Raw genomic sequence first — 23181 nt, 5'->3', positions numbered from 1 at the left:
GTGAAGGGAGCAGAAGTATGGACGGCAAAGGATGGAATACCTGGGGTGAAGGTGCAGCGTTCGGCCTTCAGCACGGGATGGCCGTCATTCCTTATGCACTCTTAAAATATTACCGGAAGCTGAATCTCAGCAGCGATGAAACGATGCTTCTTATCCATATGCTGTCTTTCCGGCAGGTGGAGGGCATTGAGTTCCCGTCGCTAGAGGATCTGCAAAGTGTGACCGGACGTAGTATCTCCGTAATTGCCGGAGAGCTGCAGAAGCTGATGAAGGAAGGCTTTATCAGCATTGATGGAGCCAATGACGAGCTTAGGGATTTACATTACGAGCAGTACAATTTTACCGGGCTATTCAATAAGCTGGGCAACGTCCTTGCTGAAGCTGCACAAGAGGCGGCTGATGGCAGAGGTTCCGGCGCCCAGCATTCTGGACATGCTGTTACCCGGATTGCCGGGAACTCCCCTGCGGCTGCAGAGCCGGAGAGCCGCAATCTGTTCAGTATATTCGAGAAGGAATTCGGCCGGCCGCTGTCCCCGATGGAATGCGAGACGATCTCCGGCTGGGTGGATCAGGACCGGTATCCGGAGGAGCTTATCCTGCTGGCACTGAAAGAATCTGTATTTGCGGGCAAGGTTCATTTCCGTTATATCGACCGTATCCTGCTGGAATGGTCACGTAACCGGGTGAAGAATGCCCAGGACGTCAAGAATTATAACCAGAAATTCCGTGGCGGCGGAAGATGACGGTGCCTTATGTGAAGCCTGCCGGCTTGGGAAACCAAGTCCGGCAGGTTTTTTGTGCTTGTTGCAAAGGTACCAGCAGACGGGAATTACCGGGTGTATATCAAGAACCACGCTGCTCAAGAGGCACATTTTCGTCTGATTCTGGATGAACCGCTTACAGGCCCGCTGGTTTGATTTGAATCTTTATATAGAGCCGGCTAATAAAAACGCCCCTGCCAGTCATCCTTGAGGATGCTGACAGGGGTGTTGCTGGTTATGACGGCGGAGGTGGATACTGTGCTGCTGCCGTTTAGATGTATTATGTGCAATTAAAACAGCTGATTCTATAACCAATCGCCTTTTAAGTGTAGTTTATACAGCTATAATTACGGAATGGAGTGATTTAAGCTCATTTAGGCTGTTTTAGTTGTATGGAGTGCAGTTATATGACACAAAGGCGGAAAATCTCTACTTTTAGTTGTACAAAATACACTTATGCTAAAAGAACTTCAAAGTGCCGCAGGCGGGCTGGCTGATAAATATGCCGGGTGAAAAATGTTGCGCGGCCTATATCGCAGCCGGATGAAAATTGCCGGCATGATGAACTGTTGAGGGCCTTACTGGTTCTTAAACAGCTCTTTCTCAACTGCTGCGCCCATCTCACGGGAACGTTCAGCACAGCGGTTCACTGCGGAGATGACGGTTTCGAAGAAATCACCCTTTTCGAGTGCTTCAATTGCCGCTTGGGTGGAGCCGTTAGGTGAAGTAACCTTCTTGCGCAGGGATGCCGGATCTTCGCCGGTCTGCTGCACCATACGTGCCGCCCCCAGTACACTTTGTACGGTCAGCTCCGAGCTCTGCTCAGGTGTCAAGCCGCCGCGGATGCCTGCGGCAGTCATGGCTTCCATCATGTAATAGATGTAAGCAGGTCCGCTGCCGGAGATGCCTGTGAGAATCTCCATCCGTTCTTCTTCAATAACAGAGGTGATACCGACTGATTCAAAAATGTTCAGTCCCAGACGGCGGCCGGATTCGTCTACTTCCTTAGAGAAGGCGATGCCTGTCGCGCCGAGACCGATTGTGCTTGAGGTGTTCGGCATGGTGCGTACGACCGGCTGTTGTGTGCCGAGCAGACCCTGGATCGTGCGGATGGTCAGTCCGGCAATAACAGACACGATAATCTGTTCCGGCGACAGCAGAGGGGCAAGCCCGCGCAGTGCTTCAGCAGCATCCTTCGGTTTCATCGCCAGGACAATAACCTGGGCATTCTTGAGGATCTCTGTTTTTTGCTGCGGGTCGTTGCTGGCTTGTACGCCGTAACGGCTGCGCAGCTCGGCAAGCCGCTCACTGCTGCTGCGGTTGAGCATAGTAATGCTATCCGAGGCAATAACGCTGCGGGCGATCATACCCCGTACAATGGCCTCTGCCATCGAGCCTGCCCCGTAAAAGACAATCTGTTCCTTGATAAGCGGAGTGGAAGGTTGCTGACACATGTATAAGTCCCCCTAAAAGTTTTGTGAGCTTAACCTCACTGAATGATCTGCGTACAAAACTTGCTTCGTAAGCATAGCCTTGAGTTTTGTGAGCTTAACCTCACTGAAGGTTATCCCCGGATCTGGCCGGTTCCGCGGATTTTATATTTGCAGGAAGTAAGTGCAGGCAGCCCCATAGGTCCGCGCGCATGCAGCTTTTGGGTGCTGATGCCGATTTCGGCGCCGAAGCCGAATTCAAACCCGTCGGTGAACCGGGTTGAGGCGTTATGGTACACCGCTGCAGCATCAACCTCCTGCAGGAACCGGGCAGCGTGCTCTGCATTTTCAGTAACAATACATTCGGAATGCTTAGTGCTATATTCGTCAATATGTTTCAGCGCCTCGTCCAGTCCGCTGACGATCTGGATATTGAGAATGTAATCATTATATTCGGTTGCAAAATCCTCTGCGGTTACAGGTACTGCCCAAGGAATCAGGGCTACTGTTTCCGGACAGCCGCGCAGCTCCACATTTACTTTGCGGAAGGCTTCTCCTAGCGCAGATAAATGCTCAGCGGCGTAGTCACGGTGGACGAGCAAGGTTTCCATAGAGTTACAGACGGAGGGACGCTGGGCTTTGGCATTAAGGCTGATCTGTTCGGCCATTTCAGGGTCGCTGCCTTTATCCAGATAAGTATGGCATATGCCTGCCCCGGTTTCAATTACTGGCACAGTGGCATTAAGCACAACGTTTTGGATCAAGGAGCTGCCCCCGCGCGGAATGATTACATCCAGCAGGCCGTTAAGCTTCAGCATCTCGTCAACAGAAGAACGGTTCGGATCTTCGATCAGCTGGATAGCGTCAGCGGGTAACGAGGTTTGGGCCAGTGCCTTGTGCAGTACTTCAACGATCCTGCGGTTAGAGGAGAGGGCAGAGGAGCCGCCGCGCAGCACTACTGCATTGCCTGTCTTCAGGCAAAGTCCGGCAGCATCTACTGTCACGTTCGGGCGGGCCTCATAAATGATGCCGATGACCCCGAGCGGAACACGGATTTTTTCGATGGACAAGCCGTTCGGGCGCTCAAAGGCCTCGAGTGTATCTCCAATCGGATCGGGCAGATCGGTAATCTGCTGTAAGCCTTCCGCAATGCCGTTGATCCGGCTGACATCCAGAGCCAGACGGTCGAGCATGGATTCCGGAGTTCCTGCCTTACGCCCGCGTTCCAGATCATCCGCATTAGCGGCAATTATTGATTCAGCTTCCTGCCGCAGCGCAGCAGCCATAACAAGCAGAGCCTCATTTTTCTGATCTGTAGTTAGCCCTGCCAGTACTCCTGTAGTTTGTTTTGCAAGCGATGCTTTTTTTACAACTTCACTCATAATGTTCCCTCCTGGAAAGTGGTCTATGTTAAATAATCTCATTCATTCAGATGACAGCTTTATGAATTGTGCTGCCTGCCCGGCTAACGCAGCGTGATCCATTCATCCCGGTGGATAACCTCGAGCCGGTGGACTTCGCCGAGCCTTGGAACAATCTCCCGGCTGGGCAGACCCTGAATACTGCGAAGCTGGGCGTCATCATAGTTGACGATTCCCCGTCCCAGCAAGGCCCCATCCGGCCCAAGAACCTCCACGACATCACCGGAGTGGAAGCTTCCCTCAATCCTTTTGACGCCGACCGGCAGGAGGCTGTGTCCTCCGTGCAGCAGGGCCTCGACCGCTCCTTCATCCACATACAGGGAGCCGAGCGGTGTCGACATAAAGCCGAGCCATTGTTTTTTGACCGGCAGGGACGAGAGGGTGGTGTCAAAATAAGTTCCCTTTCCGTTTCCGGCGGCAGCCAGCCCCAGATCGCCTGGTTCGGATGCACGTCCAATGAAGACCGGCACTCCGCCGCGGGTGGCAATTTTGGCGGCGTCAATCTTGGAGCGCATCCCTCCAGTACCGACACTGGAGCCGGCTCCGCCTGCATAGGCATAAATTTCAGGTGTTATCTCCTGTATTCGGCTGAAGCGGATGGCCTCAGGGTTTTTACGCGGGTCTCCGCTGTACAGTCCGTCCATATCGGTCAGCACAAGAAGGTGCGAGGCTTTGAGCAGATTGGCAACCAGCGCCGACAGGGTATCATTATCCCCGAATTTGAGCTCATCGACTGATACCGTATCATTTTCGTTAAATACCGGGACGGCACCCTGTCTGAGCAGCTCCTCAACCGTCATCATGGCATTATTCATCGCCCGGCGGCTGCAGAAATCTGTGCGGGTCAGCAGGATTTGTGCGGTAGGCAGGCCATGCTGTGCAAAAGCCTCCTGATACGCCTGCATCAGCATTACCTGTCCGACTGCAGCGGCTGCCTGCTTCTCGTGAAGCAGCTTCGGCCGGGAAGGATAACCTATTCCGCGGAATCCGGCAGCCACTGCCCCGGAGGTTACCAGCAGTACCTCGCAGCCGTCCTGCCGCAGTGCGGCAAGCTCAGCGGCAAAGAAGGCTACGGCTTCGCGGTTTAAGCCGCCTTCAGGTCCGGTCAGTGAGCTGCTGCCGATTTTGACTACAATACGTATCGCCACTTTATCTTCACTTCCCCTTTATAATTAAACAACAGAAAACGACAAAAAGCCCCCATCCTAAGACTGCGCAAAGGACGAAAGCATGGTTAACTTCCGCGGTACCACCTTCATTGATGAGGGATCATCCGACTTCATTCTCGTAACGGGAGTATCCGTCCTGCAAAGGCAGGCCGCTCGGGGGTAGGTTTCGGAAATATCAACCGCGGTAAATTCTCTCAGCCTTCCGGAATTTACTCTCTGCTCACGGATATAGCATTTCTTACTGGTCCCGTCTGCACGTTTCACTATTTGACAATTAGAATACCATGGCAGTGTACGGTTTGCAAAGGGAGTTCTCAGGAATATTTTTATGCGTTGCCGCATCAGCGGAATATCATGTTTATCTGCGGGCGGATCGGGTAAAGTATTTATAATCTGTTACCAGGAGGTGCATCCACTTGAGTAAAGACAGCAAGGTCGCGCAGGAACAGACGGAAAATGCCAAAGAGGCGGCGGAGTTTCAGAATCAGGCTATCCGGGATTTTGTTGAGGAACGGGCAGCGGACTCCAAAACCAAAGGACCGGTCGATGAGAGCACAGCCCGTATGCCGGATAACCAGAACAGGATGATTACCCAGCATAACCGGCAGATGTAAAGATGATGTATGTGCGACTAGGCGATAACAACCGGTTGACGTAAATGTGCCAAAAGAATATATGTACAGCACAAAGGCTGCCGGACTTCCGCTGATGAGCGAACGTCCGGCAGCCTTTCCTTATATCCGCCGTCTTAGCTTGAAAAGCTTTATGCTTCTGCAAGCCCGGCAACAGTATTTTTGAACGTTTCAATAAACACCTCGGCAGCCTTGGATAAATGGCGGCCCCTGCGGTAGGCAATGACCAGCGTGCGGCTTGGCACCGGCTCAGCCAAAGGCAGGTAGACGGGAACAAACTCGCTGCGCGGTGCACGGGCGATGAAATGGGGCACCAGCGTAACTCCCATTCCTGTTGCAACCAGGGATTGTATGGTCTCCATATTGTTGCTCTGGAATACAACCTGCGGCTCAAATCCGGCTTTCCGGCAGAGCTCCATGGTCATTTTGCGGAAGCCTTGGCCTTCCTTCAGGACGATGAACGGCTCGTCCTTCAGCTCCTCAAGTGATGTCCGGATCCCCGCGGCTTTGCGTGATGCCAGCGGGTGGTCAGGCGGAACAGCCAGATCGATCCGTTCCTCTCCAAGCACTTCATACGCCAGTGTCGGAATCTCCAGCGGGAGGGACAGCAGGCTGAGATCCGTCTGGCCGCCTGCAGTCAGCTTTTCAAGATTCATAGAAGAATCCTCAAGCAGTGAAATCTCAACATCACTGTAATTCTGCTTGAATACAGGCAGAACATGGGGCAGAAGATGCGCGCCGGTAATCGGCATGCTCCCGACAACGACGCGCCCTGTGCGCAGCTGTGAAATATCGGACATCTCCTGGCGCAGCAGCTCAACCGCACTAAGAATCACTTCTGCCTGCTCCACAAACCGTTCTCCGGCATGGGTCAGCTCGACTGAGCTTGTGTTGCGCTGAAACAGCATCACGCCGAGCTCCTTCTCCAGCTTGGACAGCTGCTGGCTGAGTGAGGGCTGGGCTACATGCAGCTTCTCGGCGGCCCGCGAGAAGTTGCGCTCCGCTGCTATTTGCAGTGCGTACTGCAATTGTCTTAATTCCATAATCGTACCCCTTGTATACTTATAATGCTTATAAGTATAGCCTATAAGTGGTCTTTTTAATATAGCTGTAGGAGCAAGAGGACCCCATAAGGGGTCTCTTACTTCATTTCAGCAAGCGTTTTATCCATCTCTGCTTCATTGGCCTTTATAGAAGTGCCTTCAACGGTATCAGTGCCGCGGAAGATATTCGAGATATTGTGTGAAAAGCCGGAAGCAAATGCCCTAACCGGTTCCCCGTCAGAATGAATGCTTTCAACCACAGCAGCTTTAAAAAGATTAACCAGCATGTACTCGGCATCCTCAATATGCGCCAGATAATTACCGGCATTATACTCCTCAACAATCTGCGACTCAAAGTCCTGCAATTCCTCAGGAGAAGGGGAGTAGTTTTTAGCTAAGACTAGAACGGCATCGGCTTTTTGGGCGGATTCCGTGTCAGACTGGGCGATTTGCTTAATTGCGGATTCCCAGCTTACGGATGGATTGCCGGCCGCCTGGTCTGCCGGAGTATCGGCAGCCGCCGTACGCTGTGCTTGCTGCGTGGCAGACGGAGCGGTCTGGTCATCCGGTTTATTCCTTGCTGCAAGCTGGCCCACAATACTGCCCAGGAGAACTACAACTACCCAGAACAGCCAGCTCTTATAAAATGGTTTCTTCATGTCCTTCCTCCTAAATCTGTCTAATGTTATGTGTTAACTGATTCTATCAGAATTGATAGTGAATTCAAAAAGGGCCTTTTACTGCTTATAAGCGCAGGCTATTAGTTTAATAGAAATCATATCTTGGAATAATAAACACGGCGATGTTATATTTAGAGCATTCAAGAGAGACTCCACGCTCTCTTCCAATGAACGATTCTACTAATGAGGTGAAATCATGAGCAACAAGACAATGTTTGAGAAAATCTGGGACAATCACGTTATTCATTCTGAAGAAGGCAAGCCGAGCATCATTTACATCGATCTGCATCTGGTGCACGAGGTTACTTCCCCGCAGGCTTTTGAAGGCCTCCGCCTGAGTGGCCGCAAGGTCCGCCGTCCGGAGCTTACCTTTGCAACGATGGACCACAATGTTCCAACCAAGGACCGTTTTAATATTAAGGACCCGATCTCTAAGCAGCAGATTGACACACTGTCGCAGAACTGCCGCGATTTTGGCGTCAGACTGTTTGACCTGAATGACATTGACCAAGGGGTCGTACACGTTATGGGGCCGGAAATCGGCCTGACCCACCCGGGCAAAACGATTGTCTGCGGAGACAGCCACACCTCGACACACGGTGCTTTCGGCGCTCTGGCCTTCGGTATCGGTACGAGTGAAGTTGAGCATGTGCTCGCTACACAGTGTCTGCAGCAGTCCAAAGCCAAGACGATGGAAGTCCGCTTTACCGGCAGCCGCAATCCAGGCGTTACAGCCAAGGATATGATTCTCGGCGTTATCGCCAAATACGGAACCGACTTTGCAACCGGATATGTTATCGAGTACACCGGCGAAGCAATCCGCGAGCTGTCGATGGAAGAGCGCATGACCGTCTGCAACATGTCCATTGAAGGCGGAGCGAGAGCAGGCCTGATTGCTCCGGATGATACGACCTTCGAATATCTGCGCGGACGTGAATATGTACCCCAAGGTGAAGCTTTTGACGCTGCTGTTGCTACATGGAGAACATTGGTGAGCGATGAGGGTGCGCAGTATGACACGGTTGTTGAGTTCGATGTAGAAACACTGATTCCGCAGGTAACCTGGGGCACAAGCCCGGGCATGGGTACGGACATCAGCTCAAGCGTACCAAATCCGGCTGATTTCACTACCGAAAATGAACGTAAAGCTGCTGAAAAAGCGCTTGAATATATGGATCTTGCACCAGGCACCCCGATGTCGGAAATCGGCATTGATTATGTCTTTATTGGCTCCTGCACCAACGGTCGGATCGAAGATCTGCGTGCTGCCGCACAGGTAGCCAAAGGCCACAAGGTATCTGACAAAGTTACTGCCATTGTAGTTCCAGGCTCCGGACGCGTCAAAATGCAGGCGGAGAAGGAAGGTCTCGACAAAGTATTCACTGAAGCAGGCTTTGAATGGCGTGAAGCGGGCTGCAGCATGTGCCTGGCGATGAACCCTGACGTTCTCCAGCCCGGACAGCGTTGTGCCTCGACCTCTAACCGTAACTTTGAAGGCCGCCAGGGACGCGGAGGACGTACGCACCTTGTATCCCCGGCAATGGCCGCTGCCGCTGCCATCAAAGGCCGGTTTACTGATGTACGTGACTGGAATTACAAGACGGAAGCCGTCAACGCATAGAAACTTTGAGAGAGAGCGGGAGGAAATAACAATATGGAAGCCTTCAAAAAAATACACGGAATTGTTGCCCCGGTTGACCGGGTAAATGTTGATACAGATGCTATTATTCCAAAGCAGTTCCTGAAGCGGATTGAGCGGACCGGCTTCGGACAGTTCCTCTTCTACGAATGGCGTTTTGATGAAGAAGGCAATGATAATCCTGCCTTTGAAATGAATAAGCCGCGCTACGAGGGAGCATCTGTGCTGATCTCACGCGCTAACTTCGGATGCGGCTCCTCCCGGGAGCATGCACCTTGGGCTATTATGGATTACGGCTTCAGAGTGGTTATTGCACCGTCCTATGCCGACATTTTCTATAATAACTGCTTCAAGAACGGCATCCTGCCGATTAAGCTGACAGAAGCCCAGGTGGATGATCTCTTTATCCGCACAGCAGAGCACGAAGGCTACAAGCTAAATGTGGATCTGGAGAATAATACACTGAACGATGATTACGGGCTGAGCATCAGCTTCGAGCTGGATGAGCACCGCCGCCAGTTCCTCCTCCAGGGTCTGGATGACATCGGGCTGACCCTCAAGCATGCCGATGAGATCTCAGCGTACGAAGAACGTCATGCTGCCAAGCTGTTCGCCAGATAAAGACAGCAGAATCCTTAAACTTTACAAATTTTACACAAAACTTCTATTTCCGTGTACCGGAGATAGAAGTTTTTTTGCTATAATCGATATATTCATTGCCTGTGCAGGCAACTTTTGGGGATTTCTGTCGTCTAATCTTTATCTGTGTTTTTAGTAGTAACTATTATTTGCCAGAAGGGAGAGTAAGGGATGAGAAGAGCCGGACAACGTGTGTTATTACTATTGCTGCTGCCACTGCTTCTGCTGTCCTTCGCCGGCCGGGAAGCTGCCGCAGCCGGAAGCGGAGCCGGCAGGATCATTATGGACAATCAGGAGCTGTCGCTGCCTCAGGGAATCAGGCTTGAAAACGTAAATGGAAGCGTTATGATTCCGATCCGGGTCGTTGTCGAAAATCTGGGATTCGAGGTGCTGTGGGAGCAGAAGTCGAAGAAGGTGACCGTACAGCAGGACGGCAAAACCGTTCAGCTGGCCGTCGGCAGCAAAACTGCCGAAGCTGACGGAGTGACCCTGACGCTTAATGCGGCTCCCAAGCAAAACGGGGGAACGGTGCTTGTACCGATCCGCTTCGTCAGTGAGCAATTCGGCTTGAAGGTAGGCTGGGATAACAGTGACAAAACCGTCTATCTGAGCGGCGGACAGGCAGGGAGCACCGTGCCGTCCGTAGACCCGCTCCCGGCGGTGACAGCAGCTCCTCAGCCTATGGCAACAGCAGCTCCTCAGCCGGCAGCATCACCGTCCGCTGCGCCTGCCCCTACAGCGGTAACAGGCCAGGATGATGACATTACTGCCGGTCCGGCCTCGACCCCAATTCCCGGCAGCGCCGGAAATGTAGCTGTTACTCCGCAGGTATTGGGTGCGGTATTCAGTGAGAACCGCCTGATTGTAGCCGCAGCTGGAGGCGCCAAGCCTGCGGTGTCAAGGCTCAGCGGCCCGGACAGAATTATTGTGGACTTTGCTGGTGCATCCTTTGCTGCGGATTTCGTAGGCAGCCTGCCAGGCGTTGCACCGAACGGTACGCCGCAGGGCAAGCTTGATGTCACCGGGTATCCGCTGGTTACAGAGGTAAGATATGCGCTGTTCAGCACCAGTCCTTCGACTGTCCGCTTTGTCATCCAGACAGCCGGAAATCAGCCGTATCAGCTGAGCACAGATGATTCTACTGGGCTTGTAACGATTGATCTGAATGCGGTAAACAGCGGAACCAGCCCTGCTTCCGGTACGGGGAGCTTAGGCAAACCTGTCGTGGTTCTGGATGCCGGACACGGCGGTAAGCAGCCCGGAGCAGTAAGCCCTAACGGTAAGCTGGAGAAGGATGTTAATTTTGCAGTTGCGAACAAAGTCGGCGCACTGCTTGCCCAGGACGGCAAAGTAGATGTTGTATATACACGGACTACCGACCTTACACTTGGACTTGCGGACCGGGTGAAGATTGCCGAGGCCGCCAGGGCCAGTCTGTTCATATCGTTTCATGGCAACTCCCTTGATGTAACCTACCCTAACCGGGAGAAGATTAACGGGAGTGAAACCTATTATTCGCGTACCGAGAGCCTGCCGCTGGCCCAGATTCTGCATAAGCATCTGGTAGCAGGAACCGGCTTCAAGGATAACGGGGTCCGCAGTAAAAGCCTTCATGTTACCCGTGAGACGACTATGCCTGCGGTACTCCTGGAGATCGGTTATCTGACCAATCCCGGAAATGAAGCTGCCATGTATACTGAGACGCTGCAAAATAATCTGGCAAAGGAGCTTGTTGCCGGAATCTATGAATATCTCGGGCTGTAGAGGAAGCTTTGCTAGACAGTTTGGGAGGAAAACGGACGTAATCTGGAATTAATTCGCAACTTTTGAGTTGCCGGGGCGTCTAATCATTGTCGAAGGTTGTCAGTGGCCAGGTCATCATGAACGCCATTATCTGGCGGAATACTAGATTCTTAGAGGTGAAAGATGAAGAAATTTGCTTTTACGCTGTTGCTGATGCTCTTTGTACTGGTGTTGCCGGAGCATGGACAGGCTGCTGCCGCAAACAACAAGATTTTTCTCGACGGAAAGGAACTGACTGCTGGTCAGAATGCTCCGGTCGAGAATGTGGGCGGTTCCGTAATGGTGCCGCTGAGAATGATCTCCGAAAACCTCGGCTACAAGGTGGACTGGGATCAGAGCAGCAAGACGGTTACAATCAGCCAGCAGCTGACAACCATTAAGCTGGTTATAGACCAGACTGCCGCTTCTGTGGATGACAAGACTGTTCTTCTCGCTAACGCCCCGCTTAACCGTAACGGTACCACCCTGGTGCCTATCCGGTTTATCAGTGAGCAGTTCGGGCTGACTGTCAGCTGGGATAACACACAGAAGACTGTAACCCTTATTACCCCTGAAACCGGGGGAAATAACACCGGTTCTGAGGGCGGCGCCGCTGACGGCGGCTCAACTGTAGTTGTTCCCCCTACTGAACCTGCGAAGAACCTGACAATGGTGAACGGAATCAGCTTCAATGAGAACCGGCTGACCATAGCCATGGAGGGAAATGCGGTACCTAAGGTATCCAAGGTGGGCGGACCGGACCGGATTGTAATTGATCTGGAAAACGCGACCTTCTCCGATCTGTTCGGAACCGGGCAGGTACTGGACCCGAACCTTAACGGCAGTCTTGCCGTGACAGGTTACCCGGATGTTACTGCAGTGCGTTATTCGCTGTACAGTACAAGCCCTTATACAGTGCGTTTTGTAATTGATACGACCAGCTCCAAGAATTATTCAGTTGAGGTTACAGGCGATACCTCGAGGCTGGTTGTTGTTGATCTGAATGCAGTTGTTACTGACAATCCGTCAACCCAGCCAGGTAACAACGGCCGGAAGCTGGTTGTTCTGGATGCCGGACACGGAGCCAAGGATTCGGGGGCTGTCGGAGTGACCGGCAAATACGAAAAAAACTTCAATCTGGCTATCGTGCTTAAAACAGCCGAGCTGCTAAAAAAAGAAAATAACATTGACGTAGTGCTAACACGCAGCGATGATACCTTCCTTGAATTGAAGGACCGTGCAGCGATTGCTAACAACCTTAATGCAGACTTGTTTATCTCTGTACACGCGAACAGCAGTAATTCATCTTCTGCAAGCGGCACCGAAACATATTACCAGAGAGAATCCAGCAAGGCGCTGGCAAATGTGATGCATAAGTATCTTGTACAGGCTACAGGACTTAGCGACCGCGGTGTACGGTATGGTAATTTCCACGTCATCCGTGAAACGAAGATGCCGGCGGTGCTTCTTGAAGCAGGATATCTGAGCAACAAAGGCGACGAATCAGCGCTGTTCACAGAATCACTGCAGAATAAGATAGCGGCTGGCATTGTCAGCGGAATTAAGGAATATCTCGGATTGAAATAGCAGCTACGCGGCAGATGCGGGCCGCAAAGTCTTGTCCGGCCGGAAGAGGCGGGCTGAACAGGCTTTGCTGTCCTGTCTGCCCATATTCATCTAAAGGGGGTAATGATGTTGAATAAGAAAATAACTTATACAGCAGTTTCGGCTGTGCTTCTGATGGTAATTGCCGGCTGTGGAGATAAACCGACTGCAGCGCCGGCAGCTGAGGCTGCGCCAAGCAGCACTGCAGCTGTAAGCGGAGTGGAAGGAACGACCGGTAACGGAGCTGACGGGGCAGAAGGAACGGTTACACCATCGGTTGCACCGCAGGCTGAACCAAGTCCTTCTCCGGCTGCAACCGCTGAACCGGCTAAGCCGGAGAAGCAGAGCCAGAGCATTGAAGTATACTTTACCGACCCGCAGCAGCTGGACCTGGTCCCCGCAACAGTTACGATCAGCTTCGGCAACGAGACTGAGAAATACACAGAAAGCTTCAAGGCGCTGCAAACCAGCAGCAATGCGGATCAGGTAACTCTCTGGGGCGGCATTGAGCTGAAATCGCTTGAGTTCAAAGACGGCCAGGTTACGCTGGATGTTCACAAGCCGGATGAAGCACAGCTTGGCGCCGGCGGCGAAGCAATGGCTGTCAGTTCTTTGGCAAAGACCTTCTTCCAGTTCAGTGAAGTGAGCTCAATTGAGCTGCTTGTTGACGGTGAGCAGGTGGAGAGCCTGATGGGACATGTGGATCTGGAGCACCCGATAACTAGAGAGAACAGCGGGCTGTAAGCCCTTGGAAGCAGGAAAGCAAGTGAAAGCTGGCGAATCACTAACTGAATAATATTTGGGAAATAGAGAGGGGAATAACGCATTGTCCGGTCAAAAAAGATCAAAACATACTCTTAGAGCTTATTCTACCCAGGCGGCTTCTGCCGTGCTGGCCGGCGCTATCGCGTTTGGCGGAGCAGGTACGGCATTTGCCGAAACTGCTGTTACTCCGTCCGCTACTTCAACTACAACAACGCAAACCGCGGCAGCGGCAAGCAGCATTTTCAGCGATGTGAAGACCGGCTTCTGGGCCGAAAAGCATATCTACAAGCTGGCTTCCCAGGGAATCGTAGTCGGCAACAACGGGCTGTTCCGCCCCGGAGACTCTGTTACCCAGCAGGAAGCTGTCCTGATGGCACTGCGTTTCATGAAATTACAGGACAACGTAGACAGTGCTACAGATGTAGTACTTCCAACCAATTTTGAAGTTAATAACTACTACAAGCCTTATGTAGTACTTGCATTCCAGTCAGGTCTGCTGGACAAGACGGCTGAAATGGCTGCAGATAACCTGAAGACCTCCTGGGGAGCGCGTAAAGCTTCACGGGAATGGGTAGCCGAGCTGCTGATCAGGGCCTTAGGCAAAACCTCGCAGGCAGCGGCTGCCGCAGGAGAAACCACAGGATTTGCTGATGATTCGAAGGTGTCCGCCAATAAGCGCGGCTATATTAATGCAGCGGTAGATCTCGGACTGGCTAACGGACTGGACGGCAACCGCTTTGATCCGCAGGGCGCGGTAACCCGTGCACAGCTGGCTACCTTTTTCAGCCGGGCTGAAGCTCACAGCACAGTCCAGCCTGACAATACGGTATCCGGGACGGTAAGTGCATTGAAGGACGGAAAGCTTACGCTATATAGAGGCGGCTCCAACTCCACTTACAATCTGACGGCTGCGACGGCTTATTTTACAAGTGCATCTGAAACCAGAATCAGCCTGAATGAAATTCAGCCGTATACTAAGGTTACGGTTATCGGGGCGACCTACAACGCGGCGTATGTAGAGCTGACAGACCCAGTGCAACAGATTGAAAGTGTTGAAGGAACCTTTGCCAAAGTTACACCAGGCGTGATCTGGATCGATTCCCCGTCCGGATATGATCAATACAGCTATGATGAGAATACAGTCTTTGCTGACGTAAATGATGCTGTCATTAATGCTTCCGCGGTTACTGCAGGCAGCAAGATCAAGCTGACACGCGAGACCTACAGCGGTACCCGTAAGGTAGTTAAGCTGCAGGTGACTTCCGGAATTGTAAACAAGACAGCTTCCGGAACGATTCAAGGCATCGATACGGCAGGCAAAAAAATCACCTTCAAAAATGCTGCTGGTACCATAGAGAGCTTCAGCTGGGAGGATGGAACCACGCTGTTCAGCTCACAGAATGCCGTATTACAGCCTGCTGATCTCAGAACCAATTCCGCTGTGAATTATACAGTGAGAAATAACATACTCACTTCGGTTGAGGTTACTTCTGCTACTGAACGGACTGTACAGGGTTACATTGTAGAGCTTACAGACTCCACCATTGTATACAAAAAGTCCGACGGCACTCGCGAAGTCAAGCTGCTTGCCGCTTCCCCGGCCATTGTTATTCCTAATGTAACGAATCCGGCTGCAGCCGATCTGATTGCCGATACGGTTGGAGGCGACAATGTTCAGCTTACACTGAACAGCAGCGACCAGGTTACAAAAATTGAAGTGACGAGCCGCCAGATCGAGCAGTATACCGGAGCAACGGTTGTCGCTTATAATACCAAAACACAGCTGCTTACCTTCACAGACAGCAGCAATAAAGCACACGTAGTGCTGCTTAATGCCAGCACAAAGCTTGCTTATGACGGTGCAGCCTCACCTACGCTTGCCGGTATAGCCTCAAGATTAACAGAAGGCCGTAAGGTAGATGTTAACTCTGTCGGAGACCGTGCCCTGTCTGTAGAAAGTACAACCAAGTACAGCGGAACCGTGGCATCACTGAACGCTACAGCCCGGACACTTGTCTTGAAGCTGACTAATGGCCAGTCACTGACATTGCCTTATCCTTTGACTGTGGATTATTTCGGCAAAGCGGCGGCCAGTATGGCTGATGTGGCAGTTAACAGCCAGGTTACAGCTGTACTAGCCGGTAATCAGGATGTTATCTCTGTGTTGCGTGTCCATACCGCAGTACAGCTTGAAATTACCAGCCTGAACAGTGCTGCGAATAAACTGGGTGTAAAATGGTCTGGCGGCACCACTGAGCTGTATACCCTGACCATTCCGATGACAAATGATGCCGGTCAGACGATTACAATCAGTGACCTGAAGGTAGGCGGCTTTATCAATGTGAAATTGGACGGCAGCTCACCAACCTCCATACAGGCGGTTAAGGTAAGCAGCGGTCAGGTAGCAGCGGTAGATGCCGCAGCAGCGACACTCACTGTTAAGGATTATACCGGAACCTCCCAGACCTTTGCGGCTGCCGGCGGTGTCAGAGTAGTACGTGATGGTGTAACGACTACATCACTTGCCAGTGTAACAACAGCTGACCGGGTGGAGGTACGGAAGGATTCGGACGGCGTTATTCTGGTCCGTGTGCTGACGCAGCTCAGCAAGGTGTTCTCACGGATAGATGCGGGCAATAACGAGCTGCAGGTCAAACGCGCCACGCTTAATGATTCTTATCGTTATGTAATGGCAGCTAATGTATATATTCATCAAGGTGACACGACTTTATCCGTGCAATCTCTCAAAGAAAATGATAATATTATATTGTATTTTAATAACGATGTTGTAGTTGAAATTGTGAAACAATAATGTTATGGTGGATTTCCGTGTGAAACACCGTCTTGACGCAGAGGAAAGACTGACTGCGTCAAGACGTTTTTTTTGAAATATAAGAACTGGTATGCTTATCACTGAATGTATCCTTATATTTCTGCAGATTATGAGAAGGTACGCTCGTATGAATATCTCCGAGTGTAAACACTCCGTGGAGGGGACGCTATGAAAGCAGCAGAGGTCCGCCACATTCTGGATAGTATTGGAGACTTATTTCCTGACGCGCATTGTGAGCTGAACCACAAGAACGCCTTCGAGCTGACGATTGCGGTATTGCTGTCAGCCCAATGTACGGACGCAACAGTAAATAAAGTGACAGTGGACCTGTTTCAGAAGTATCAATCCCCGCTGGACTATGTTTCGGTTCCTTTAGAGGAGCTGGAGAATGATATCCGGCGCATCGGATTGTTCCGTAACAAAGCCAAGCATATTCAGAAGCTGTGCTCCATATTGATTGAGCAATACGGCGGAGAAGTGCCGGAGGCGCATGATCAGCTGGTTACCTTGCCGGGCGTCGGGCGGAAGACAGCCAATGTCGTAGTCTCCAATGCGTTCGGAGTTCCGGCCATTGCCGTTGATACTCATGTGGAGCGTGTAGCCAAACGGCTGGCGCTGGCGGGCTGGGATGATTCCGTGCTTGAAGTGGAGAAGAAGCTGATGAAGGCGGTGCCCCGTGAGGAGTGGACCCTTACGCATCACCGGCTGATTTTTTTCGGACGCTATCATTGCAAAGCACAGAATCCGGCATGCCAGGTTTGTCCGCTGCTGGACGTATGCAGGGAAGGTAAAAAACGTATGAAAACCGCAACAATCAGGAAAACTAAGACTGAGGCGGGAGCAAAAACGAAGTTAGAGATGAAGAAGAGGATGGGATAGAGATGAAGTGCATTTCTGTGTATACCGATAATTTTGAGACTTTCTCCGATATTTTTGACCGTGTAGTAGAAAGTCCGCTTGAAGAAAATGAAGAGCAGGAAGTAGAAGGCATCACCATCAGCCATTCCGGAGATGTGCCTGAGCACTACCTGGAGCGTATGTCCCAGAAGCCTGAGGTTGTCGTTATGAAGGACAAGTCACGCGGTCTGACTATTCTCCAGCACGGTAAAGTATTCGAAATTCTGCTTCCGGTTCTGGAAACAGCTTAATATGGATTCACATGCAGAGCCGGCCCGCAGGGGCCGGCTCTTTTTAATAATATCCGAAAACCGGAAAGGAGGGACGTCATCATGGGAGAAGAAGCTGTGAATAAATTAAACGTAGAGCAGATTGAGTCATTACAAGCATTGCAGTCAACGATTCGCAAGCTGGAAAGTGCTCTAAGCCAAATGACTGAAAGTGGTGCAAACACTACCCTGGTTAAAAAACGGCTCCGTGCTATGTGTGCCGGCTTAGCCGTGCTTGAAAATACCTGGGAGAAAAAGCCTTGTCCGTATACCCTTGAAGAATTAGCTGAAGCCCGTAAAGTTCTAATGGAACTAACGCCGTCTGTTGAAAGCAGCTATGCCAGATCCAAGGCCGGCAGTCCGCAAAGAACGCTTCTGGTAAGAAGGCTTCGAGCGTTACAACTCTCTGTTCAGGCAATCACTGATCTCTCCGCACCAAAGGCAGCAGACCCCGAATAAACGCTATGACTGTAGATTGTACACTAAAAACCAGTAGAAGGATGAACCTTCTCCATATTAGTGTTCTTTGTGCAGCTATAATTATCCTGTGATTTGATGAAATGCGGATAACTTAGTTGTTCAGAGTGCGCTTAACTACATTTGCTGGTCACGTTCAGGAAAAGTATGCCTTCAGGCGCCGGCGGAAGCCGAAATAGACCATGATGGAGGGGACAAGCAGCATAATACTGAGCGTGACGGCTACAAAGGAAATGTTCTGTATCAGTACATACTCCCACAGGGTTGCAGACAGGTACCGTAAAGTGAAAGCTCCTGCTGTCAGCATTAGTGCTATAAGAGCTGCTGTACGGCTCTGGCGCACAACTCCGGAATATTTGTCATAAAGGGTCTCGCGGTCGGTATGGATAGGAACTGTACCCGGTTCTGCCGAGAACATATGGAGATCGCCTGATGAGCATACATAACTCCACCCGCTGTCCGTGAACAGATTTCTGTACTCCTGTTCTTCAGCCTGCTGCAGCTGCCGTATATCGAGGCAGTAATCGAGCTTATGCTCCGGCCCTTTGCAGACAACGAAACCAAACAGGGAAAAATGATTCAGGAACCAGCCTTGCGCAGACAATCTGCTCAGCCTGCTCATATCCGTCTCTTCAGCAAAAGCCAACCCCATAGAAAGCACATACTTCGTCTGTAACCTATTCTTTTTCATGTGAAGCTTCCTCCTTTGATTGATGTAGTGCAGCATTACCGTGCCTTGCCATTCTCAATCTCCGTTCAATCTCAGCGGTAATAACCCATTCACCCTTGGCGGTCAGCTGGTAGGTTTTCCTCCGGTCATCGTCATCCTCATTCAGTAAAATGTAACCGGTCTTCTGCATCTTTTTGATAAGTGTATATAATGTAGCGGGTCCGATCTTGACTTCTCCATCTGTCAGCTCTTCAATATACTTCATAATGGCATAGCCGTGCCGGGGGACAATTAAGGCTAAAAGAATATAGTAGGCTGAGTCTGTTAATTGCTCTGTCTGCAAGGAATTGGCTCTGGACACTTTCTCACCTCTTTTGTATGGGGAAATAATATATCTCGTTTGGATATATCCATTATAGATATATCTTATATGGATATAATAATTCCATAAAATAACATTGTCAAGCTGAATTGCTGCTGCTTTGTGTTTTAAGGTAATAACATTGGCAACGGAGATTTTGTGGAGGATTATAGCTGATTTTGTAAAAGATGATGATTTGATTTATGGCAGACTGGTGATAAAATGTAAATAATCTTTGGCGTGTTAAATTTTAAATAGCAGATTTTAAAACATTGCACATCGCAGAGATCTGAAGGTTTGAAAGCGGTTGTTTCTCTTTAATGGACATAAAATGAGCTAAGTACATAGTTATAAGCTGAAGAAATATATAGGGATACGGCGGAGGTGGGCTTGTGCGGGCAGAACAGACGAAGCTGGAGCAGAAACAGATAAAGGATTTATCCCTATCATCATTACAAGAGCTGATGGAGCAGTGGGATGAGCATGAGACGGCCCGTGTAATCGGGGATTTACAGATGAAGCGGCAGAAGGACGAACTTACACTGGCTTTTTGCGGGCATTTCTCTGCGGGCAAATCCAGCATGATCAACAAGCTGTGCGGCAGCGATGTGCTGCCTTCGGGTCCTGTTCCGACCAGTGCAAATGTGGTATCAATCCGCTGCGGAGAGCCGCGTGTAGTGCTGTATCCGGTGCCTGAGCATCAGGATATTCCGGTCATTCCCTGGGAGACTACGCCTGGCCAGCTGCAGGAATATTGCCGTAACGGCGGGGGGTATTCATCAATCGAAGTGTGGGAGCAGGTTCCTGTGCTTGGAGCGCACGGTGTACTGATGGATACACCGGGAGTTGATTCAACCGATGACGGCCATCAGGCGGCGACCCGTTCGGCCCTGCATCTGGCTGATGTGGTGTTCTATGTGATGGATTACAATCATGTGCAGTCAGAGAATAATCTGGCCTTTGCCAAGAACCTCAGTGACTGGGGCAAGCCGCTGTACCTCATAGTCAATCAGATCGACAAGCACCGTGAGCGGGAAATTACGATCAAGGAATACAGGCAGCAATTGGAAAGCGCTTTCGATGCCTGGGGCATTCAGGCCGCAGGGCTGCTGTTTACTTCCCTAAAGGTGGAGGACCATCCGCTTAATCAGTGGAAGGAGCTGTTAGCGCTGATTGCCGCACTGCTGGAGCGGCGGGAGGAGCTGCTTGAATATAGCCTGTCCAGGTCAGCCCATCATCTTGCAGATACACTGGTAACTGCATATGGGGAAGAGCAGAGTGAGCAAAGGGAACAGCTGGAGGAAGAGACGCAGGGGGCGGATGTAGCCAAAGTAAAGGCTCTACTAGAGGCATTAGCCGGAGAACAGGACGCTCTTGCCGGCCTGCCGGAAGCGTCGCGGCATCATCTGCGCAGCAGGCTCGATGCTCTGCTGGCTAACAGTAATCTTATGCCTGCGGATGTCAGAGAGGCAGCCGGTGCTTATGTGGAGAGCCTTGCGCCCGGGTTCCGGCGCGGGCTGCTGTTCACTGCGGCCAAGCGGGAGAAGGAACAGGAGAAGCGCCTTGATGTCTGGCAGGGGCTGCAGAGCCGGGAAATCTCCGGCCAGCTGGATTGGCACCTTCTGCAGGCGGTGCGCGAATGGGCCGAAGGCCTTGAACTCTGGGAGGACGGGGCGGAGGCCCGGCTGAAGGACAGCTTCCCGGCGGTGACCCGCGAGTGGCTCGCGGGCCAGGTGAAGCCGGGAACGTCCGGCAGCGGCGAGGCGCTGCTCAATCTCTGCCGCACACTTGCGGCAGAGATCAAAGCACAGTACCGCCGCGCTGTGCTCGCCGGCGGCGATGAGCTGCTGGCGAAGCTGCCGCCGCTCATCGGGGAGCGGCGCGAGGCTCTCGCGCGCCGCGAAGCCGCCCTGCTGCGCAAGGCGGATGCCGCCGCTGCGCTTGCGGCACTTGACCGCGCGGCGGAGGCCCGCGCGGCAGCCCTTGCGGCGCTGCTGCCGCAGCGCCGCACCCTCACCCCCGGCTCCCTGCCGGAGGTGAGGGCAAGAGCCTACGCGGCCGCGCCGGAGGCAGCGCCGCGAGAAGCGCGGCCGCGGCACAGCGCCGCGGCCGGCCCTTCCGCCGCCCCGGCCTCTCCGGCGGCGGGGTCGCCGGCGGGCGGGCGCCGCCGGCTGGGGCAGGCCGCAGCGGTGCTGGACGCTGCGGCGGAGCTGCTGCGCGGCGAGCCGGCGATGGCCTCGGCGGCGCGCAGTCTGGCGGCGCGGGCGGAGGACCTCTCCGGCGGCCGCTTTACACTGGCGCTGTTCGGGGCATTCAGCGCCGGCAAGTCCTCCTTCGCTAACGCCCTGCTGGGCGAAGACGTGCTGCCTGTGTCTCCGCATCCCGCCACAGCCGCCGTCGGGCGCATACTTGCGCCGGAGGGGGAGTGCCGGCACGGGAATGCCGTGATTACCATGAAGTCGCAGCAGGAATTCTGGGACGACATCGTCCACTCCTTCGGTGTGCTGCAGCTGCCGTTGCCGCAGTATCAGACGTGGACAGCTGCTGCCGCTAACCTGCAGGCAGGCGGCCTGCATCCTTCGGCACTGCCGCATATCGGCTTCCTGCGGGCAGCGGCGGCGGGCTGGCAGCAGGCAGAAGGGCTGCTCGGTACTGTACGTACTGTCGATTTGCAGGAATACCGCAGTCTGGTTGCCGATGAGACCCGGGCCTGCTTCATCCAGGGGACGGATCTGTATTATGACTGTCCGCTTACCGCAAGCGGTATCATTCTGGTCGATACGCCGGGAGCGGATTCCCTGCATGCACGCCATACCGGCGTAACCTTTGGATATATGAAGAATGCGGATGCAATCTGCTTTGTGACCTATTATAATCATGCATTTTCGAAGGCAGACCGCGGCCTGCTGGCCCAGCTTGGCCGGATCAAGGACAGCTTTGCCCTGGATAAAATGTTCTTTATCATCAATGCCTCTGACCTGGCAAGCAGTGAAGAGGAGCTGGAAGAGGTTAAGGGCCATGTAGTCCGGAATCTGCGGGCCGGCGGACTGACTGCGCCGCGTATCTTTGCCCTGTCCAGCCTGCTCGCGCTGGAAGGCAAGGCGGGAATGGGACAGGAACGGTATGAGGCCTCCCGCTTCCGCGGCTTTGAGGAAGCCTTGGCGCAGTTCGCCGGCGGAGAGCTGCCGCAGCTGTCGCTGAATGCCGCCAGAGGCAGCATTACCTCCGTACGGCTGAGAGCAGAGGAGTGGCAGGAGCTGGCCGCAGCCGAAGCAAGCCGCAGGGAAGCAGGGATGGAGGAGCTGCAGGCGCGTAAAGAAGCCGCAGCACAGCGTCTGGCCCAGCTCGCTGCGGAAGAACGGCCAGGCCGCGATTTGCGGCGTGAAGGCGAAGAACTGATCTATCATGTCCGCCAGCGGATCGGCTTTGCGCTGGGCAGCTTTTTTCAGGAGTCGTTCCACCCTTCGCTGCTGCGCGAGGATGCACGTAATCTGAAGGATATCTTCATTGCCTGCGGCCGGGAACTGGAACGCTCGCTGCAGCGGGAGCTGGAGCAGGAATTATGGGCCACTACGCTGCGGCTGGAAGCAGCCGGAGTCCGGCTGGTCAGCCAGGCTGCCCAGGCTGCGGCAGAAGAGCTGTCACTGTCCAGCCGGGAGCTGCCGCTGCCGGTGAACGGGCAGGAGCGCTGGGCCGCGCCGGATAAGCTGGAAGCAGCGCTTACCCCGATCGACTGGTCCGGCCTCTGGAGCCGGTTTAGATCGCCCCGTCACTTTTTTGAAGGGCCCGGCCGTACTGAGCTGCGGGCAGCAGCAGAGCCGTTGCTGAAAGAGGCGCTCACTACGGCGGCAGAAGCGGAGCAGCAGATCCTGCTCGGCTTTTACGCCGACGCTTTGAACACTGCGCTGGCAGAGGCTGCAGACAGGCTGAGGGAAGCCCTGAACGAACGGGAGGAAGCGCTGTCTGAGCTGCTGAAAGGAGGTGATTCAGCAGAGCACTGGGGTGACATTGTCTCCCGGCTGCAGCAGCTGGAACAAAATTTCGACGAGCTTTTGAATAAAGTTCTGTGAAGTTTGTAGGAAAATGTCGAAGAACACTTGCAAATTAA

At 52.8% G+C, this 23181-nt stretch carries 19 protein-coding genes; 12 read left to right on the top strand and 7 right to left on the bottom strand.

What is annotated here, in order from left to right:
• Positions 1–17 precede the first annotated feature (17 nt).
• Complete coding sequence (locus tag R70331_RS19415; RefSeq protein WP_042178118.1) at positions 18–743, top strand: DnaD domain-containing protein; 726 nt, start codon at positions 18–20, stop codon at positions 741–743.
• 596 nt (positions 744–1339) lie between these two features.
• Here R70331_RS19415 and proC read toward each other — a convergent pair.
• The 3 genes from proC to proB form a co-directional block, all read right to left on the bottom strand.
• Positions 1340–2215 carry a pyrroline-5-carboxylate reductase gene (gene proC, locus R70331_RS19410; protein WP_042178117.1) on the bottom strand — a complete coding sequence of 292 codons (876 nt, stop codon included), beginning with the start codon at positions 2213–2215 and terminating at the stop codon, positions 1340–1342.
• Between the two features lie 110 nt (positions 2216–2325).
• On the bottom strand, positions 2326–3573 hold the full coding sequence (locus R70331_RS19405; protein WP_042178115.1) for a glutamate-5-semialdehyde dehydrogenase: 1248 nt from the start codon (positions 3571–3573) through the stop codon (positions 2326–2328).
• An 83-nt stretch (positions 3574–3656) separates the two neighbouring features.
• Entirely contained in the window at positions 3657–4760 is a 1104-nt protein-coding gene (gene proB, locus R70331_RS19400; protein WP_042178113.1) for a glutamate 5-kinase, read from the bottom strand.
• Between the two features lie 437 nt (positions 4761–5197).
• On the opposite strand from proB, the gene R70331_RS19395 reads away from it, so the two are divergent.
• Positions 5198–5395, top strand: a complete 198-nt coding sequence (locus tag R70331_RS19395; RefSeq protein ID WP_042178111.1) for a hypothetical protein — start codon at positions 5198–5200, stop codon at positions 5393–5395.
• Between the two features lie 149 nt (positions 5396–5544).
• On the opposite strand, the gene R70331_RS19390 is transcribed toward R70331_RS19395, so the two are convergent.
• Together R70331_RS19390 and R70331_RS19385 are read right to left on the bottom strand one after the other, a co-directional pair.
• The gene (locus R70331_RS19390; protein ID WP_042178109.1) at positions 5545–6456 is read right to left on the bottom strand and encodes a LysR family transcriptional regulator; all 912 of its coding nucleotides are present in this window, start codon (positions 6454–6456) and stop codon (positions 5545–5547) included.
• 98 nt (positions 6457–6554) lie between these two features.
• On the bottom strand, positions 6555–7115 hold the full coding sequence (locus R70331_RS19385; protein WP_042178107.1) for a hypothetical protein: 561 nt from the start codon (positions 7113–7115) through the stop codon (positions 6555–6557).
• 217 nt (positions 7116–7332) lie between these two features.
• Here R70331_RS19385 and leuC point away from each other — a divergent pair, with 217 nt between their 5' ends.
• The 9 genes from leuC (at position 7333) to R70331_RS19340 (ending at position 18024) form a co-directional block, all read left to right on the top strand.
• A complete protein-coding gene (gene leuC, locus R70331_RS19380) occupies positions 7333–8757 on the top strand; it encodes a 3-isopropylmalate dehydratase large subunit (RefSeq protein WP_042178105.1) in 1425 nt (474 codons plus the stop codon).
• 33 nt (positions 8758–8790) lie between these two features.
• On the top strand, positions 8791–9396 hold the full coding sequence (leuD, locus tag R70331_RS19375) for a 3-isopropylmalate dehydratase small subunit (RefSeq protein WP_042178103.1): 606 nt from the start codon (positions 8791–8793) through the stop codon (positions 9394–9396).
• A 189-nt stretch (positions 9397–9585) separates the two neighbouring features.
• Positions 9586–11178, top strand: a complete 1593-nt coding sequence (locus tag R70331_RS19370; protein ID WP_042178100.1) for an N-acetylmuramoyl-L-alanine amidase family protein — start codon at positions 9586–9588, stop codon at positions 11176–11178.
• Between the two features lie 162 nt (positions 11179–11340).
• A complete protein-coding gene (locus tag R70331_RS19365; protein WP_042178098.1) occupies positions 11341–12783 on the top strand; it encodes an N-acetylmuramoyl-L-alanine amidase family protein in 1443 nt (480 codons plus the stop codon).
• A 108-nt stretch (positions 12784–12891) separates the two neighbouring features.
• A complete protein-coding gene (locus R70331_RS19360; protein WP_042178096.1) occupies positions 12892–13545 on the top strand; it encodes a GerMN domain-containing protein in 654 nt (217 codons plus the stop codon).
• A gap of 82 nt (positions 13546–13627) precedes the next feature.
• Complete coding sequence (locus R70331_RS19355; RefSeq protein ID WP_042178093.1) at positions 13628–16378, top strand: S-layer homology domain-containing protein; 2751 nt, start codon at positions 13628–13630, stop codon at positions 16376–16378.
• A 189-nt stretch (positions 16379–16567) separates the two neighbouring features.
• Positions 16568–17278 (top strand): endonuclease III, encoded by a 711-nt coding sequence (nth, locus tag R70331_RS19350; protein WP_042178091.1) that lies wholly within the window; start codon positions 16568–16570, stop codon positions 17276–17278.
• A 2-nt stretch (positions 17279–17280) separates the two neighbouring features.
• Positions 17281–17547 (top strand): hypothetical protein, encoded by a 267-nt coding sequence (locus R70331_RS19345; protein WP_042178089.1) that lies wholly within the window; start codon positions 17281–17283, stop codon positions 17545–17547.
• Between the two features lie 81 nt (positions 17548–17628).
• On the top strand, positions 17629–18024 hold the full coding sequence (locus R70331_RS19340; RefSeq protein WP_042178087.1) for a hypothetical protein: 396 nt from the start codon (positions 17629–17631) through the stop codon (positions 18022–18024).
• A 154-nt stretch (positions 18025–18178) separates the two neighbouring features.
• Here the strand turns inward: R70331_RS19340 and R70331_RS19335 are convergent, their stop codons facing one another.
• Together R70331_RS19335 and R70331_RS19330 are read right to left on the bottom strand one after the other, a co-directional pair.
• Positions 18179–18733, bottom strand: a complete 555-nt coding sequence (locus R70331_RS19335) for a DUF2812 domain-containing protein (RefSeq protein WP_052419125.1) — start codon at positions 18731–18733, stop codon at positions 18179–18181.
• Positions 18720–19073 carry a PadR family transcriptional regulator gene (locus R70331_RS19330; protein WP_042178085.1) on the bottom strand — a complete coding sequence of 118 codons (354 nt, stop codon included), beginning with the start codon at positions 19071–19073 and terminating at the stop codon, positions 18720–18722. Before R70331_RS19330 ends, R70331_RS19335 begins: the two co-directional genes overlap by 14 nt.
• A gap of 392 nt (positions 19074–19465) precedes the next feature.
• Between R70331_RS19330 and R70331_RS32340 the strand changes: the two genes are divergently transcribed.
• Complete coding sequence (locus tag R70331_RS32340; RefSeq protein ID WP_269322199.1) at positions 19466–23143, top strand: dynamin family protein; 3678 nt, start codon at positions 19466–19468, stop codon at positions 23141–23143.
• The last annotated feature ends 38 nt before the right edge of the window (positions 23144–23181 follow it).

It is taken from the genome of Paenibacillus sp. FSL R7-0331 (genome assembly GCF_000758645.1).
GTDB classification, from domain to species: domain Bacteria; phylum Bacillota; class Bacilli; order Paenibacillales; family Paenibacillaceae; genus Paenibacillus_AQ; species Paenibacillus_AQ camerounensis.
This window is presented reverse-complemented; position numbering and strand designations above follow the sequence as displayed.

Bases quoted from the DNA above. Each gene is read 5' to 3' on its own strand.
- R70331_RS19415 (WP_042178118.1), top strand. From the start codon at position 18: ATGGACGGCAAAGGATGGAATACCTGGGGTGAAGGTGCAGCGTTCGGC.
- proC (WP_042178117.1), bottom strand. From the start codon at position 2,215: ATGTGTCAGCAACCTTCCACTCCGCTTATCAAGGAACAGATTGTCTTT.
- R70331_RS19405 (WP_042178115.1), bottom strand. From the start codon at position 3,573: ATGAGTGAAGTTGTAAAAAAAGCATCGCTTGCAAAACAAACTACAGGA.
- R70331_RS19390 (WP_042178109.1), bottom strand. From the start codon at position 6,456: ATGGAATTAAGACAATTGCAGTACGCACTGCAAATAGCAGCGGAGCGC.
- R70331_RS19385 (WP_042178107.1), bottom strand. From the start codon at position 7,115: ATGAAGAAACCATTTTATAAGAGCTGGCTGTTCTGGGTAGTTGTAGTT.
- leuC (WP_042178105.1), top strand. From the start codon at position 7,333: ATGAGCAACAAGACAATGTTTGAGAAAATCTGGGACAATCACGTTATT.
- leuD (WP_042178103.1), top strand. From the start codon at position 8,791: ATGGAAGCCTTCAAAAAAATACACGGAATTGTTGCCCCGGTTGACCGG.
- R70331_RS19370 (WP_042178100.1), top strand. From the start codon at position 9,586: ATGAGAAGAGCCGGACAACGTGTGTTATTACTATTGCTGCTGCCACTG.
- R70331_RS19365 (WP_042178098.1), top strand. From the start codon at position 11,341: ATGAAGAAATTTGCTTTTACGCTGTTGCTGATGCTCTTTGTACTGGTG.
- nth (WP_042178091.1), top strand. From the start codon at position 16,568: ATGAAAGCAGCAGAGGTCCGCCACATTCTGGATAGTATTGGAGACTTA.
- R70331_RS19345 (WP_042178089.1), top strand. From the start codon at position 17,281: ATGAAGTGCATTTCTGTGTATACCGATAATTTTGAGACTTTCTCCGAT.
- R70331_RS19340 (WP_042178087.1), top strand. From the start codon at position 17,629: ATGGGAGAAGAAGCTGTGAATAAATTAAACGTAGAGCAGATTGAGTCA.
- R70331_RS19335 (WP_052419125.1), bottom strand. From the start codon at position 18,733: ATGAAAAAGAATAGGTTACAGACGAAGTATGTGCTTTCTATGGGGTTG.